The organism is Tsukamurella sp. M9C (genome assembly GCF_020169415.1).
Taxonomy (GTDB): Bacteria; Actinomycetota; Actinomycetes; order Mycobacteriales; family Mycobacteriaceae; genus Tsukamurella.
Genome location: NZ_JAIULG010000013.1, coordinates 37,253 through 52,793, shown reverse-complemented (window position 1 = coordinate 52,793; position 15,541 = coordinate 37,253). Strand labels below are relative to the sequence as shown.

Sequence of the window (15,541 nt, the reverse complement as noted above, 5' to 3'; positions counted from 1 at the left end):
GCGGGCGCGGCAGTCGGGATGCCTGGTCTCCGTCGTCGTGGCCATGGCGGTGTTGGCGACCTTCGTCTGCGTGGTCGCCTCGTGCGTGACTTTCGGTGACACGACGCGCGACCTCGACGCCGACGGTGTGCGGACGGTTGTGAAGAACTGGACGGGAGCCGTGCTGCCGGAGGGGATCGCCGTCGTGACGGCGCAGGAGTACCCGTCGCGGGATTCGTCGATGCACGCCGTCTTCGACGCCCCCTCCGGTGGTCTCGACGACTTCTTCGCGCAACTCGGCGAACGTAGTGTCCGCGAGCTCGCCCCGGACTGTCGCGACCTTGCGCAGCCGGTCGGGTTCAGTGAGGTGCCAGGCTCTGTACGCCTTCTCGACGCGGCGCCGGGATCCCGGTTCGAACGAGGCGGAAGTAGCTGGCAGTTCCTCGTGACGCAGGCGGTCGAACAGGGCCGCCTCGACAGGTGTCGCACTGTCGTCGCCGTGTCCGCGAGGCCGACCGACCCGTTCGTGGATGCCGCCGTCCAGGCCGGCGGTGCTGGGGTTAGTCGGGTGATCCTCAGCGTGGTGTACACCTGACTCGACAGGTGTCTCACGTGGGACCCGGAGGTTTGCAATATAGATCAGGCTAACCTAAGTCCATGAAGAGGCAATGGGCGATGGTTCTGGTGGGTACGGCGCTGGCGGTCGCCGCGTGCTCCGGCGGTGGCGGGGGCGACGGTGCTCCGTCGGATACCCGTACCGTGACCCACGCGCGGGGTACGACCCAGGTCGCGCAGCATCCGCAGCGGATCGTGACCCTGGAGCCGCTGGAGCTGGACACGGCGGTCGCGCTCGGGATCACGCCGGTCGGCGCGGCGGTCGCCAGCAACGTGACGACGATGCCGGCCTACCTCGGCGTCAGCGGCGTCGAGGCCGTGGGCACTGTGCCCGATCCGGACGTCGAGAAGATCGCCGCCCTCAAGCCCGATCTCATCCTCGGAACGGAGGCGCGCCACGCGGCGCTGTACGACCGGCTCAGCAAGGTCGCTCCGACGGTGTACATCAAGACCCAGGCGGATCCCTGGCAGGACAACGCGCGCGTGATCGGCGACGCGCTGAATCGCAGCGCCGACGTCGACAAGCTGCTCGCCGACTACAACGGGCGGTGCGCCGCGATCAAGGCGGAGTTCTCGCTCGACGGGAAGACGGCGCAGTTCATCCGGCCGCGCAGCTCCCAGCTGAGCCTGTACGGACCCACGTCCTTCGCCGGCAGCGCCCTGCAGTGCGTCGGCTTCACGATTCCCCCGCGCGACTGGGCGGACGGGATCCAGGCCGACATCTCCCTCGAGAACCTGTCGACCGCGCAGGCCGATTACGTCTTCGTGCCGTCGCAGAAGCCGGGGGACGCCTCCACGATCCCCGCGGAGATCCGCGACAACCGCGCCTGGTTCCCGCGCGTGTCCGTCGTGGACACCGCGTACTGGGTCTCCGGCGTCGGGCCGAAGGGCGGCGGCATGGTCCTCGACGACATCGAGAAGATCCTGCGCGAACAGCGCTGACGACGCTGGCCGCTTCTCTGCTCGCTGGATCGGTACCGTGGTGAGATGACATCGCGGGGGCGGGTTTTCGTGGAGGTGGCACTGCTGGTGACGCTGACGGCCGGCGAGGCGCACGAGATACATCTCACGATGTGAGAAAGCTCTCCGCGATCACACAGTGAATCCGCGCCATCGCGAACTAGCGTCGGAGGCATGGCCACCGTGCATCGCAGCAGCGGATTCATCGCCCTTCCGGCGCGTTCGTTGTGGGACGTCCTCGTCGACCTGGAACGCCTGCCGCAGTGGCAGCCCTTCGTCACCTCGGCAGCGCTGCGCGACCCGGTCGCCCTCGGCGCCCGCGTGGATTGGGTGCCGGATCTGCGCGCGGCGTGGGTCCATCGCCGGTTCGCGGAACCCGCCCGCGTGACCGAGTTCGCGCCGGAACGCGCCCTCGCGCTCACGCAGGAGGAGCCCGCGGGGACCACCGTCCTGCGCTGGGTGCTGCATCCGGTCGAGGGCGGCACCGTCGTCGAGCAGACCGTGACCTCCGACGGCCCGTCCGGGCCGTTCTTCGATCGCCTCGTCGCCCGGCGGTTCGCCGCCGACGCCGACACGAGTCTCGCGCGGCTGGCGATGCTCGCGGGCCCGCCCCGCGCCGCGGAACCGCTCCACGTCGTCATCGCGGGCGGCACCGGGGCGCTGGGCCGCCGGGTGGCGGCCGACCTCGTCCGCCGCGGGCACGACGTCACGATCCTCACCCGCTCGATCCGCGACGACCTGCCGTACCCGCAGGTCGCGTGGGACGGGCGCACCGTCGGCGCGTGGGAGGCGGTGCTCGACGCGCCGAACACCGCGGTGATCAACCTGGCCGGGAAACTGGTCGACTGCCGGCCCACCGCGGTGAACGTCGCCGCGCTCACCGCGAGCAGAGTGGACGCGACCCGCGCGCTCGTCGCGGCGGCCCGCGGTAAGGGCGTCCGCCGCTGGGTGCAGGCGAGCACGACGGCCATCTGGAGCGACGCGGGGGAGCTGTGGTGCACCGAGGACACTCCGTTGCCCGACCCGGGGCTCCCCCAGATGACCGGCGTCGCCCGCCCGTGGGAGGAGTCCGCCGCCGACGCCGAAACCGACCACCTGACCGTGCTGCGCACCTCCATCGTGCTCGACACCGACTCGCCCGCGCTGGCGAAGATGGTCGGCGTCACCAGGGCCTTCCTGGGCGGCCGGCTCGGCGACGGTCGGCAGTGGTTCAGCTGGATCCGCCGGGACGACTGGCTCGCGGTCGTCCGGGCGGGACTGGGAATCGAGCCGGGCGTCGACCTGTCCGACGGCGTGGTGGTCGCGGCCGCGCCGCACCCCGTGCGCAACGCCGACCTGATGGGTGCGCTGCGCCGGCACCTGCACCGGCCGCCCGCGCCGCCGACACCCGCGCCAGTCCTGGCGCTCGGCGCGATCGCGATGCGCAGCGATCCGGCCCTCGGCCTCACGGGCCGGCACGCCACGTCGACGGTGCTGCCGGCCGCGGGCTTCGCGTTCGCGCATCCGGACCTCGACGGGGCCCTGGCCGATCTCCTCGACTGACGGGGCTCGTCCGCAATCGACCGATTCGCCCGGGGCGAACGGAGAATCAATTGTGAGTGGGCGCTCACTTCTGTAGTCTCGAAGTCGTGCCCGCGGCTAACGAAACTCGAACCCGCGCGCCGCACCTGCCGCCTGACGAGCGGCGCGCGGCGCTGATCGCCGCCACCCGGGACGCCCTGCTCGAGCACGGCGCCGTGCCCACGACCAAGCAGATCGCCGCCGCCGCGGGCGTCGCCGAGGGCACCATCTTCCGCGTCTTCGACTCCAAGGAGGCCCTGCTCGACGCGGTGATGATCGAATCCTTCGACCCCGACGAGTTGCTCGCGCAGATCGACGGCATCGACCCCGCGCCGCCGCTGCGGGAACGGCTCTACCGGTTCACCGAGCTCGTCCAGGCCCGGTTCCAGCGGATCTTCGGCCTCATGGACGCACTCGGCCTCGTCGCCCCGCCCCACACCCGCGACCGGGAAGCGCACCGTCGGGCGAAGGACGGCGGCCCGGCGGTGATGGCCCGGCTCCACGGCGTCATCGGCGACGACGCCGACCAGCTATCCGTCCCTCCGGAGGAGGCCATTCACCTCCTGCGCCTGCTCACCTTCTCCGGCAGCCACCCCCACATCAGCGACGGGCACGTCCTGTCGCCGCAACGCATCGTCGACGTCCTGCTCGACGGCATCTCAGCCCAGCCCACCACTCCCTTCGCGGGAAGGAACAGCCCCCAGTGACCCTTCTCAGACTGATCGTCGAGCACCTGCGGCCCTACCGGCCGTGGCTGCTCGCCGTGGCCGCCTTCCAACTCGTCAGCGTCGTCGCGAACCTGGTGCTGCCCAGCATCAACGCCAAGATCATCGACCTCGGCGTCACCCCGGGCGACACCGGCTACATCTGGCGCATGGGCGGAATCATGCTGGTGATCACGCTGTTCCAGGTGATCGCCGCCGGCGGCGCGACGTACTTCGCGGCCCGCAGCGCCATGGCCTTCGGCCGCGACACCCGGCGGTCCCTGTTCGGCCGCGTCCGCACCTTCTCCGGTCGCGAGGTCTCCGGCTTCGGCGCCGCCTCGCTCATCACCCGCACCACCAACGACGTGCAGCAGGTGCAGCTCCTCGTGCTGATGACGCTGTCGATGATGATCCAGGCCCCGTTCATGGCCGTCGGCGGCGTCTTCATGGCGCTGCGCGAGGAACCCGGACTCGCCTGGCTCATGGTGGTCGCCGTGCCCGTTCTCGGCGCGGTCCTCGGCGTGGTGATCGCCAAGATGATTCCCGGCTTCCGCGTGGTGCAGACCCGGCTCGACTCGGTCAATCAGGTACTCCGCGAACAGCTCACGGGCGTCCGGGTGATCCGGGCCTTCGTCCGCGAGCCCGTCGAGCGCGAGCGGTTCGACGGTGCCAACACCGTCCTCACCGACGCCTCCGTCCGCGTGATGCGGCTGATGGCGGTCATGTTCCCGTGGGTGATGCTGGTGCTCAACCTCTCCACGGTCGCGGTCTGGTGGTTCGGGGCGCACCTCATCGCCGACGGCTCCGCCCAGATCGGCTCGGTCACCGCCTACATGCAGTACATGATGCAGATCCTCATGTCGGTGATGATGGCGACCTTCATGGTGATGATGGTGCCGCGCGCCTCCGTCGCGGCCGAGCGCATCACGGAGGTGCTCGACACGACCTCCACGGTCGGACCGCCGGAGCGCCCCGACGCACTCCCCGCGATCACCGGCACCGTCGAGCTCGACGACGTCACGATGTGCTACCCCGGCGCCGCGAAACCGGTGCTGCAGAACGTGAACCTGACGGCCCGCCCGGGGGAGACGGTCGCGATCATCGGGTCCACGGGCTCCGGCAAGTCGACGCTGATCAACCTGCTCGCGCGCCTCTTCGACGCCACCGCCGGCGCGGTGCGCTACGACGGCGTCGACGTCCGCGATCTCCGCACCGACGCCCTGTGGGGGCACGTCGGACTGGTGCCGCAGCGCGGCTACCTGTTCAGCGGCACCGTTGCGAGCAACCTGCGCTTCGGCAACCCGGACGCCACCGACGACGACCTCGCGGAGGCGCTGCGCATCGCGCAAGCCGACGACTTCGTCGCCGAGATCGGCGGGCTGGACGCGCCGATCGCCCAGGGCGGCACCAACGTCTCCGGCGGGCAGCGGCAGCGACTCGCCATCGCCCGAGCCCTCGTCGCCAAGCCCGCGGTCTACCTCTTCGACGACAGCTTCTCCGCGCTCGACCTCGCGACCGACGCGAAACTGCGTGCGGCCCTGCGGCCGTACACGCGGGACGCCACCGTCTTCATCGTCGGCCAGCGCATCTCGACGATCGCGGGCGCCGACCAGATCATCGTTCTCGAGGACGGCGAGGTGGTCGGCCACGGCACCCACGCCGAACTCCTCGAGACGTGTCCCACCTACCAGGAGATCGCCGGCAGCCAGGCGACGGCGGGGAGTGCAGCATGACCGGACCGGGAGCACGGGCGTCCGCCGCCGCGACGGCGGGCTCGCCCGCACAGAAGCCGATGACCTTCTGGCCCTCGCTGAAACGACTGTTGGGCCGGCTGCGGGAGCAGCGCTCGGCGATGACGGCCGCGGTGCTGCTGTCGGTCGGCTCGGTCACCGCCGCGGTGATCGCGCCGAAGGTGATCGGCAGCGCGGTCGACGCGATCTACGACGGCTTCCGCTCGCAGCTGCAGCACGGGCCGGGCATCGACTTCCAGCACGTCGGCACCATCCTCGCGTGGGTGATCGGGTTGTTCGTGGCGAGCGCGCTGCTGCAGTACGCGCAGGGCTTCCTGCTCAACGGCGCGGTGCAGCGGGTCATGTACTCGCTGCGGCGCGAGGTCGAGGAGAAGCTGAACCGACTGCCGTTGAGCTACTTCGACAAGCAGCCCCGCGGCGAGTTGCTCTCCCGCGTGACCAACGACATCGACAACCTGGGCCAGTCGCTGACGCAGGCGCTGAGCCAGCTCATCGTCTCGGCGTTCACGGTGGTCGGGGTGCTGATCATGATGCTCGTCGTGTCGCCGCTCCTGACCGCTGTCGCGGTCGTCGTGATCCCGCTCATCGTGATCTTCGCGGGACAGATCATGAAGCGCAGCCAGAAGCACTTCGTCGCGCAATGGAAGTCGACGGGCTCGCTCAACGCGCAGGTCGAGGAGGCCTTCACCGGCCACGACCTGGTCACCGTCTACGGCCGCGGCGACGCGCTGCAGGAGCGCTTCGCGCAGGAGAACGACGCGCTCATGAACGCGAGCTACAAGGCGCAGTTCCTCTCCGGCCTCGTGATGCCGATCAGCATGTTCGTCGGCAACCTGCAGTACGTCGCCGTGTGCGTCGTGGGCGGGCTGCGGGTGGCCGCCGGCGGCATGAGCCTGGGCGACGTGATCGCCTTCATCCAGTACTCGCGGCAGTTCACCCAGCCCGTCACGCAGATGGCCTCGATGGTGAACATGCTGCAGTCGGGCGTCGCCTCCGCCGAGCGGGTCTTCGCGATCCTCGACGCCGATGAGCAGACCGCCGAGCTCGCCGGCGCGCTGCCCGTGCCCACGCGTGGCCGTGTCGCCTTCGAGGACGTCTCGTTCGGCTACAAGCCCGACGAACCGCTGATCGAGGGGCTGAACCTGGTCGCCGAGCCGGGCCGCACCGTCGCGATCGTGGGCCACACCGGCGCGGGCAAGACCACCCTGGTCAACCTGATCATGCGGTTCTACGAGCTCAGCGGCGGCCGGATCACCATCGACGGGGTCGACATCGCCGAGGTCGAGCGCGCGGACCTGCGGCGACGGATGGGCATGGTGCTGCAGGACACCTGGCTGTTCGAGGGCACGATCCGGGAGAACATCCGGTACGGCCGCCTCGACGCGACCGACGAGGAGGTCTACGCCGCCGCGCGCGCCACCTTCGTCGACCGCTTCGCGCACTCGCTGCCCGACGGCTACGACACCGTGCTCGACGACGAGTCCGGCAGCGTCTCCGCGGGTGAGCGGCAGCTGATCACCATCGCGCGGGCCTTCCTCGCCGAGCCGGCCATCCTCATCCTCGACGAGGCGACCAGCTCGGTGGACACCCGCACCGAGGTGCTGCTGCAGCGGGCCATGCACGCGCTGCGGGCCGACCGGACCAGCTTCGTCATCGCGCACCGCCTGTCGACCATCCGCGACGCCGACGTCATCGTCGTGATGGACCACGGGCGGATCGTCGAGCAGGGCTCGCACGACGAGCTGCTCGCGGCCGGCGGCCACTACGCCGACCTGTACCGGGCCCAGTTCGAGGGCGTCGAGATCTGACGCGCGAGTCCGCGAACGGCTCGCCACCGGGGCGACGGTCCGCGGCCGGGTTACGCTGGTGTTCGACGGAACGGACGATATGGGGCAGAAGCGGCGGACATGAGTGACGAACTCGCACCCGGGACGGTGATCGGCGGTTATCGGATCGAGCGGCGCCTCGGATCCGGCGGCATGGGCTCCGTCTACCTCGCCAAGCACCCGGAGCTGCCCCGATACGACGCGCTCAAGGTGCTGGGCGCCGGCTACTCGGGCGACGAGGCCTTCCGCAAGCGCTTCCTGCGGGAGGCGGAGCTCGCCGCGCGCCTCGACCACCCGAACGTGGTCACCATCTACAACCGCGGCACCGAGGGCGCCCGGCTGTGGATCGCGATGCAGTACGTCGAGGGCGACGACTGCTCGGTGCTGCTCAAGCGCAGCCCGGGCGGGCTCGACCCCACCGTCGCCGTGGAGATCATCGGCCAGATCGGCCGAGGCCTCGACCGCGCGCACCGCGCCGGCCTGCTCCACCGCGACATCAAGCCCGCGAACATCCTGGTGGCAGCCGTCGACGACGAGGACGACGGCGACGAGCGGCGCGCCCTGCTCACCGACTTCGGCGTGGCGAAGGGCGGCGAGGACACCTCGCAGCTCACGGCCGTCGGCACCGTCCTCGCGACGCTCGCCTACGCCTCCCCGGAGCAGCTGTGTGGCGAGGAACTCGACCCGCGCTCGGATCAGTACTCGCTGGCCGCGACGTTCTTCCACCTGGTCACCGGCAAGGTGCCCTACACGGGGGCGAGCACCGATGCGGTGATCGACGCGCACTTCAACGCGCCGCCGCCGCGGATCTCGCAGATCCGCCAGGGCGTGCCGCCCGCCGTCGACGCCGTGGTCGCGCGGGGGCTCGCCAAGACCCCGGCGGAGCGATTCGCGACGTGCAAGGAGTTCGCGACCGCGCTCAAGTCCGCGCTGACGGCGCCCGTCGGCCGCGCCGCGCCGCGCCCGGTGCCGCGACCCACGCCGCCCGGTTACGTGCCCGGTCCCGGGCATCCGTCGGGCCCGCAGGCCCCCGCGACCGCGGGACGTCCGTCCCTGCCCGTGCAGCGGACCGTCGCCCCGGGGATCCGGGGGCAGGCGAACCGGCCGAGCTACCCGACGGGGCGTCCCCCGCAGCCCGCCGTTCCGCAGTCCGCAGCCCCGCAGCCGTTGTACGGGGCGACCGCGGGTGCCCAGTCCGGCGCGATGCCGCGCCCGCCGGCGCCGCGCGCGCAGCCCGCGAAGCCCTCGGCACCGGCCACGCCCTCGGCGCCGGGCGGGATGTCGCCCGCCGTGCTGGTGCTGGTGGGGGTGGCGGTGGCCGCGTTGCTGGTGTTGATCCTGGTCATCGCCTTCGGCTGACGATCCGCGGGACGTGTCGGTGGAGGGGCCTACACTGCCTAATGACAGCGATGAGATTCTTCACCGGAGGTGAGTAGCCCATGACGTCCGCCGCCGGCTCGTTCGTCCATCTGCACAACCACACCGAGTACTCGATGCTCGACGGTGCGGCCAAGGTCGACCCGTTGTTCGCCGAGGCGAAGCGGCTGGGCATGACGGCGGTGGGCATGTCCGACCACGGCAACATGTTCGGCGCGTCGGACTTCTACAACACCGCGGTGAAGTACGAGATCAAGCCGATCATCGGTATCGAGGCGTACATCGCGCCGGAGTCGCGGTTCAACACCAAGCGGGTGAAGTGGGGCGATCCGTCGCAGAAGAGCGACGACGTCTCGGGCTCGGGCGCGTACACCCATATGACGATGGTGGCGGAGAACGCCACCGGCCTGCGGAACCTGTTCAAACTCAGCTCGCTGGCGTCGCTCGAGGGGCAGCTGGGCAAGTGGTCCCGCATGGACGCCGAGATCATCGCCGAGCACGCTGCGGGGATCATCGCCACCACCGGCTGCCCGTCGGGCGAGGTGCAGACGCGGCTGCGGCTGGGGCACGAGCAGGAGGCGCTGGAGGCCGCGGCGAAGTGGCAGGAGATCTTCGGCAAGGAGAACTTCTACCTGGAGCTGATGGACCACGGCATCGACATCGAGCGCCGGGTCCGCGAGGGCCTGCTCGACATCGGCCGCAAGCTCGGGATCAAGCCGCTGGCCACCAACGACTGCCACTACGTCACGAAGGACAAGGCCGAGTCGCACGGCGCGCTGCTGTGCATCCAGACCGGCAAGACCCTGTCCGATCCCACGCGGTTCCAGTTCGACGGTGACGGCTACTACCTGAAGTCGGCGCAGGAGATGCGTGACCTGTGGGATTCGCAGGTGCCCGGCGCGTGCGATTCGACCGTGGAGATCGGCGAGCGCGTCCAGTCCTACAAGGAGGTCTGGGAGCACAAGGACCGCATGCCGCGGTTCCCGGTCCCGGAGCACCACACCCAGGAGTCGTTCCTCGAGTCCGAGGTCATGGACGGCCTGAACCGCCGGTTCCCGGACGGCCCGCCGGCGGACTACGTCGAGCGCGCGAAGTACGAGCTCTCGGTGATCAACGAGATGGGCTTCCCCGCGTACTTCCTCGTGGTCGGCGACCTGATCGCGCACGCGCACGAGGTCGGCATCCGCGTGGGCCCGGGCCGTGGCTCCGCGGCCGGCTCGCTCGTCGCGTGGGCGCTGGGCATCACCAACATCGACCCGATCCCGCACGGCCTGCTGTTCGAGCGGTTCCTCAACCCCGAGCGCGTGTCGATGCCCGATATCGATATCGACTTCGATGATCGCCGGCGTGGGGAGATGATCACCTACGCCTCGGAGAAGTGGGGCTCGGACAAGGTGGCCCAGGTCATCACGTTCGGCACCATCAAGACCAAGGCCGCGATCAAGGACTCGGCCCGCGTCATCTACGGCCAGCCCGGCTACTCGATCGCCGACCGCATCACCAAGGCGCTGCCGCCGCCCATCATGGCCAAGGACATCTCGGTCAAGGGCATCACGGACCCCTCGCACGAGCGGTACAAGGAGGCCGTCGAGGTCCGGCAGCTCATCGAGACGGACCCGGACGTCAAGAAGATCTACGACATGGCGCTCGGGCTCGAGGGGCTGATCCGCAACGCGGGCGTGCACGCCTGCGCGGTGATCATGTCCTGTGATCCGCTCACCGACGCGATCCCGGTGTGGAAGCGCGCGCAGGACGGCGCCATCATCACCGGCTGGGACTACCCGTCGTGCGAGGCCATCGGCCTGCTGAAGATGGACTTCCTGGGCCTGCGCAACCTCACCGTGATCGGTGACGCCCTGGAGAACATCAAGGCCAACCGCGGCATCGAGCTCGACATGGACGAGCTGCCGCTCGACGACGAGACCACGTACCAGCTGCTGCAGAAGGGCAACACCCTCGGCGTCTTCCAGCTCGACGGCGGCCCGATGCGGGATCTGCTGCGCCGCATGCAGCCCACCAAGTTCGAGGACATCGTCGCCGTCGGCGCCCTGTACCGCCCCGGCCCGATGGGCATGAACGCGCACAACGACTACGCGGACCGGAAGAACGGGCGGCAGGACGTCAAGCCGATCCACCCGGAGCTGGAAGAGCCCCTCAAGGAGATCCTCGCGGACACGTTCGGCCTGATCGTGTACCAGGAGCAGATCATGCACATCGCGCAGAAGGTCGCCGGGTACAGCCTGGGCCAGGCCGACATCCTGCGTCGCGCGATGGGCAAGAAGAAGAAGTCGGTGCTGGACGAGGCCTACGGCGGTTTCCAGCAGGGCATGCTCGACAACGGCTTCTCGCAGGCCGCGATCACCGCGCTCTGGGACACCGTGCTGCCCTTCGCCGGGTACGCGTTCAACAAGTCGCACGCCGCCGCGTACGGCCTGGTCTCGTACTGGACCGCGTACCTCAAGGCGAACTACCCGGCCGAGTACATGGCCGGGTTGCTCACGTCGGTCGGTGACGACAAGGACAAGGCCGCCATCTACCTCGGCGACTGCCGCCGCCTCGGGGTCACGGTGCTCCCGCCCGACGTCAACGAGTCGCACCTGCAGTTCACCTCGGTCGGCGAGGACATCCGGTTCGGCCTCGGCTCGGTGCGCAACGTCGGTGAGGGCGTCGTCGCGTCCATCGTGCGCAGCCGCGCCGAGAAGGGGAACTTCACCTCCTTCTCCGACTACCTCGCCAAGATCGAGGTCGCGGCCTGTTCCAAGAAGGTCACGGAATCGCTCATCAAGGCGGGCGGTTTCGACTCCCTCGAGCACCCGCGCAAGGGCCTGTTCCTGGTGCACAGCGACGCCATCGAATCGGTGCTGTCCACCAAGAAGGCCGAGGCCGTGGGCCAGTTCGATCTCTTCGGTTCCATGGGAGAGGAGGAGGGCGCCGCCGGTCCCATCGACGACGTCTTCACCATCAAGGTGCCCGAGGAGGAGTGGGACGGCAAGCACAAGCTCGCCCTCGAACGCGAGATGCTCGGCCTGTACGTCTCCGCGCACCCGCTCGACGGGGTGGAGCACGTGATCGCCGCGCAGACGGACACACCCATCCCCGCGATCGTCGAGGGCGACGTCAAGGACGGCACCCAGGTCACCGTCGGCGGCATCCTGCAGTCGGTGAACCGGCGCGTGAACAAGAACGGCGCCCCGTTCGCGTCGGCGCAGCTCGAGGACCTCTCCGGCGGTATCGAGGTCTTCTTCTTCCCGCAGGCCTACGCCGCGTTCGGCGCCGAGGTGGTCGAGGACGCGGTGGTGCTGATCAAGGCCCGCGTGAACTTCCGCGACGACAAGGTCACGCTGATCGCGAACGACATCGCGCCCATCGACCTCTCTCAGATCGGGGTCGCGAAGCCACTGTCGCTCACGATGCAGACGCGGGTGTGCACGCAGGACAAGGTCTCCGCGCTCAAGCAGGTGCTGCAGCGGCACCCGGGCGTCTCCGACGTGCACGTCAAGCTCGTCAGCGGCGACAAGGCCACCACGCTGCGGCTCGACGACACCTTGCGGGTGAATCAGTCGTCGTCGCTGATGGGTGACCTGAAGGCGCTGCTGGGGCCCAACTGCCTCTCGTGACCCTCTCCTGACGTGGACGCGGCCGCGCTCGCCGCGTCAGACTCCCGCTCCGGCGCCGAAGATCCGCTGGAACAGGTCCTCTCCGTGACTGGTCGGGAGGGGGCGGCCGGGTAGCACCCGGAAGGTGCGGTCGCCGGAGTCGAGGCGTTCGGCGCGGAGGAAGGCGTGCCGCGGATCTGCCGCGTCGGCGAGACCGCGCGCGAGCTCGTACATGTGGGTCACGTACACGACGGTGATCCCGCAGTCCCGCATGGTCTCGACGATCTGCCGCGCCAGTGCCGCGCCCTCGCGTTCGTTCGTCGACGCGAGCGATTCGTTGCAGAGCAGCAGCGCGCCGGGGCGGATCACGTCGGCGATCGCGCTCATGCGCCCCAGCTCCTCCTCGAGCCGCCCGGCGGTGTCTCCGCCCTCGCGCTCCTCGCCGCCGAAATGGGTGAGCACCTGGGGGTGGACGGCGCCGCGGTACTCGCGCGCGGGGACCGGCATGCCGCAGCGCAGCATGAGCTGCGCTGTCCCGATGCTCCGCAGCAGCGTGGTCTTCCCGCCGTGATTCGCGCCGGTGATCATCGTGACCGCCGCGTCCTCGGTGTCGATGTCGTTCCCGACCGCCGGCTCCCGGGCCTCGAGGGCGAGCACGGGGTGGTAGAGCCCGCGGCAGGTCAGGCCCCGCGCCGCCGGCTCGGGCAGGCACCAGGGCGCGCCGCGCTCGTCGAGGGCGGCGAGGAGGTTCATGACGGCGCGGTAGAAGCCGAGCTCGTCGGCGATGGTCCGGAAGTACGCGGCCACGTGTTCCGCCGCCTGCGCGACGGCGTCCGCGGCCGTCCGGATGCCGCGGCCCGCCAGCACGGCCAGGGCCTCCGCGGCGGCGGGGTCGTCGACGTCGAGGTCGATCGTTCCGTCCCGTCCGCGCAGGCGGCGCCACGTCGAGTGGTCCGGGTGGCGCAGCACGTGATCCGTTCCGTGCGCCCCGGCCCCGAGGCGCACGCTGATCAGTTCTCCCTTCGCGAACCGGAGCTCCTTGAGGTGCGCCCGCACCGTCGCCAGGTACTCGTCGTCGAGCTCGGTCGCGATGCACGTGAAGAAGGCGTCGAAGCCCGCCGAGGAGAAGCCGCCGCGCCACCGGTCGCAGGCCGCCCGCAGCTCGGCGAACGCGTCCACGAACATGTCCAGCACGTCGAGGGAGCGGTAGAGCACCTTGTCGGGCGTCGCGCGGGTGAAGAGCCCGAAGTAGTTGTGCCGCTCCCGTTCGACCGCGGCTGCTGCGATCCGGCGCAGCTCGTCGACCGCGTCGGGGTGGACGAGGCAGTCCCGCAGGACCTCGTGCCGGTAGCGGATGTCCGCCGCGGAGGCGACGTCGCCGAGCAACAGGCTCTCCGCGACGCGGTACAGCGCGTCGTCGCCGGCGGCCATGACCGGAAGCAGGCGGTCCAGCCCGAGGTTGCGGCGCAGCTCCTCGGAGCGCGGAGGCGCCGCCGGGGTGTCGTGCAGATCCCGGTCGCGGCACAGCAGGCGCGTCCTCATGACGCGATCCTGCGGCGCAGGGTCTCGGCGTCGAGGCCGTGCCGGCGGGCGAGGGCCGCGGCGTGGGCGGGCCCCTGCGGCCGGCCCCGTCGTACCCGGTAGGTGCGCTCGGCGGGATCGGCGGGGACGTCGGCGGTCATGCTCACCACCCCGTCGCCGAGCAGGGCGATCTCGTCGACGAAGGTGACGTAGACGCAGCGCGCCCCGGTCGACACCAGTCCGCGGACGACGGCGGAGCCGAGGCGGATCCCGTCCTCCAGGGAGGTCGACGCGAAGGTCTCGTTCATCACCACGACGCTCCGATCGGTGGCCGCGGTGAGGATCTCGCGCATACCCGCGATGTCGGACTCCAGCCTGCCGTGCCGGTCGTCGGCGGATTCGGGGCGCTCGAACTGCGTGAACAGCGCGTCGAAGAGCCCGATCTCGGCCGCGGTGCCGGGCACGGGCAGGCCGAGCGCCGCCAGGTGGTGGATCTGGCCGAAGGCCCGCGCGAGCGCCGTCTTCCCGCCGTGGTTGGGGCCGGTCACCACGAGGACGCGCTCGTCCGCGTCGAGCCGGAGGTCGTTGCCGACGACGGGCGTTCCGCGGCGGTGCAGGTCGGTCGCCATTGCGAGGTCGACGGTGCCGCGCGCGTCGAGGACGGGATCGTCGGCGATGGTCGGGAGGGTGAACGGCAGTCCGGCGGCCTCCGAGCGGGCGACGAAGTCCAGATAGCCGAGGTACCAGCGGATCTCGAGGTCGGCCGCGGTCACGACCGGGTCGCCGTAGCCGGCGCGCCGCTCTCGGAACCGGGCGAGCGCGGCGAACGCCTCGGGGAACAGGGCGGTGACGTCCGTGAGGATGGCGGCCTCGACGCCGTCGAGTCCGGGGCGGACGGGGGCGTCCTCCGCGCGGCGGGTGGCACCGTCGACCCGGAACCGCTCGAAGACCGCGGCGACCTCGGCGCCGTAGTCCGGTTCGCCATGATAGCGGCCCACGCGGACGTCGGACTTCTTGATCCGGACGGTGTACTCGACCGCATCCATCAGCGCCGTGACCTCCGCCGCATCACGCTCGAGCCCCCGATGTCCGGGCGAGTCCGACAGCGCGTCGAGGTGGACCAACAGGTCGCGCACCGCCGCCGGCGGGTCCGTCGGCTCGGCGAGCGCCGCGCGGAGGTCGGCGACGGCGGCGAGGTAGCGGCGGGCGCCGTCGAGCGCCCACGCGTCGCGCTCGGGGCGCAGCCGCAGGCGCTCGGCGTTCGATGCGGCCTCGCGCATCCCGGCCATCGTCGCGCAGAACCGGCGCAGCGCTGTGGTGAGGCGCGCGTCCCGGCGCAGCACCCGGCATACGTCCTGCCGGTACCGCGCGGCGGCCACCGTCGGGGCCGGGGCGCGGAAGAGGGGCGCGATGTCCGGGTCGTGCGCCGCGGCCTCGGCGATGATGCGGTCCAGTCCCAGATCGGCGAAGTACGCGGGGTCGCGGCCGGGGGAGTCATGGGAGGGCGCGCCCAGGAGGGAGGGGGAGTCCACGGCGCACCTCCGCTCTCGTCCGTGTCGTCACGGGCCGACCGGCGGGTGTGGCGGCGGCGCCTCACGAGGTCCGCCGGTTCTTCGACCGTACGTCCGCGGCGAACGCGGGGGCAAGGGCCG

The 15,541-nt window shown here is 70.7% G+C and carries 10 protein-coding genes; 8 read left to right on the top strand and 2 right to left on the bottom strand.

The window, feature by feature from the left end; translation table 11 throughout:
* The first annotated feature begins 37 nt into the window (after window positions 1-37).
* From LB823_RS09060 to dnaE, 8 genes are all read left to right on the top strand, one after another.
* Window positions 38-574, top strand: coding sequence for a hypothetical protein (locus LB823_RS09060; RefSeq protein ID WP_224646614.1), 537 nt, complete (start codon window positions 38-40; stop codon window positions 572-574).
* 62 nt (window positions 575-636) lie between these two features.
* Window positions 637-1,536: an ABC transporter substrate-binding protein gene (locus LB823_RS09055; protein WP_224646612.1), complete on the top strand. Its 900-nt coding sequence runs from the start codon at window positions 637-639 to the stop codon at window positions 1,534-1,536.
* 192 nt (window positions 1,537-1,728) lie between these two features.
* The gene (locus LB823_RS09050) at window positions 1,729-3,096 is read left to right on the top strand and encodes a DUF1731 domain-containing protein (RefSeq protein ID WP_224646611.1); all 1,368 of its coding nucleotides are present in this window, start codon (window positions 1,729-1,731) and stop codon (window positions 3,094-3,096) included.
* Between the two features lie 86 nt (window positions 3,097-3,182).
* Entirely contained in the window at window positions 3,183-3,821 is a 639-nt protein-coding gene (locus LB823_RS09045; RefSeq protein ID WP_224646610.1) for a TetR/AcrR family transcriptional regulator, read from the top strand.
* Window positions 3,818-5,551, top strand: a complete 1,734-nt coding sequence (locus tag LB823_RS09040; protein WP_224646609.1) for an ABC transporter ATP-binding protein — start codon at window positions 3,818-3,820, stop codon at window positions 5,549-5,551. Before LB823_RS09045 ends, LB823_RS09040 begins: the two co-directional genes overlap by 4 nt.
* On the top strand, window positions 5,548-7,377 hold the full coding sequence (locus LB823_RS09035) for an ABC transporter ATP-binding protein (RefSeq protein WP_224646607.1): 1,830 nt from the start codon (window positions 5,548-5,550) through the stop codon (window positions 7,375-7,377). The genes LB823_RS09040 and LB823_RS09035 overlap by 4 nt, the downstream gene beginning before the upstream one ends.
* A 99-nt stretch (window positions 7,378-7,476) precedes the next feature.
* Entirely contained in the window at window positions 7,477-8,754 is a 1,278-nt protein-coding gene (locus tag LB823_RS09030) for a serine/threonine-protein kinase (protein ID WP_224646605.1), read from the top strand.
* Window positions 8,755-8,834: 80 nt separating this feature from the next.
* The gene (dnaE, locus tag LB823_RS09025) at window positions 8,835-12,389 is read left to right on the top strand and encodes a DNA polymerase III subunit alpha (RefSeq protein ID WP_224646603.1); all 3,555 of its coding nucleotides are present in this window, start codon (window positions 8,835-8,837) and stop codon (window positions 12,387-12,389) included.
* A 36-nt stretch (window positions 12,390-12,425) separates the two neighbouring features.
* Here dnaE and LB823_RS09020 read toward each other — a convergent pair whose 3' ends face one another.
* Complete coding sequence (locus LB823_RS09020; protein ID WP_224646602.1) at window positions 12,426-13,910, bottom strand: DNA mismatch repair protein; 1,485 nt, start codon at window positions 13,908-13,910, stop codon at window positions 12,426-12,428.
* Entirely contained in the window at window positions 13,907-15,421 is a 1,515-nt protein-coding gene (locus LB823_RS24015) for a hypothetical protein (protein ID WP_224646601.1), read from the bottom strand. Before LB823_RS24015 ends, LB823_RS09020 begins: the two co-directional genes overlap by 4 nt.
* Window positions 15,422-15,541 lie beyond the last annotated feature (120 nt).

Coding starts and splice junctions, on each gene's coding strand:
- LB823_RS09055 (WP_224646612.1), top strand. CDS start 637: ATGAAGAGGCAATGGGCGATGGTTCTGGTGGGTACGGCGCTGGCGGTC.
- dnaE (WP_224646603.1), top strand. CDS start 8,835: ATGACGTCCGCCGCCGGCTCGTTCGTCCATCTGCACAACCACACCGAG.
- LB823_RS09050 (WP_224646611.1), top strand. CDS start 1,729: ATGGCCACCGTGCATCGCAGCAGCGGATTCATCGCCCTTCCGGCGCGT.
- LB823_RS09030 (WP_224646605.1), top strand. CDS start 7,477: ATGAGTGACGAACTCGCACCCGGGACGGTGATCGGCGGTTATCGGATC.
- LB823_RS09035 (WP_224646607.1), top strand. CDS start 5,548: ATGACCGGACCGGGAGCACGGGCGTCCGCCGCCGCGACGGCGGGCTCG.
- LB823_RS09020 (WP_224646602.1), bottom strand. CDS start 13,910: ATGAGGACGCGCCTGCTGTGCCGCGACCGGGATCTGCACGACACCCCG.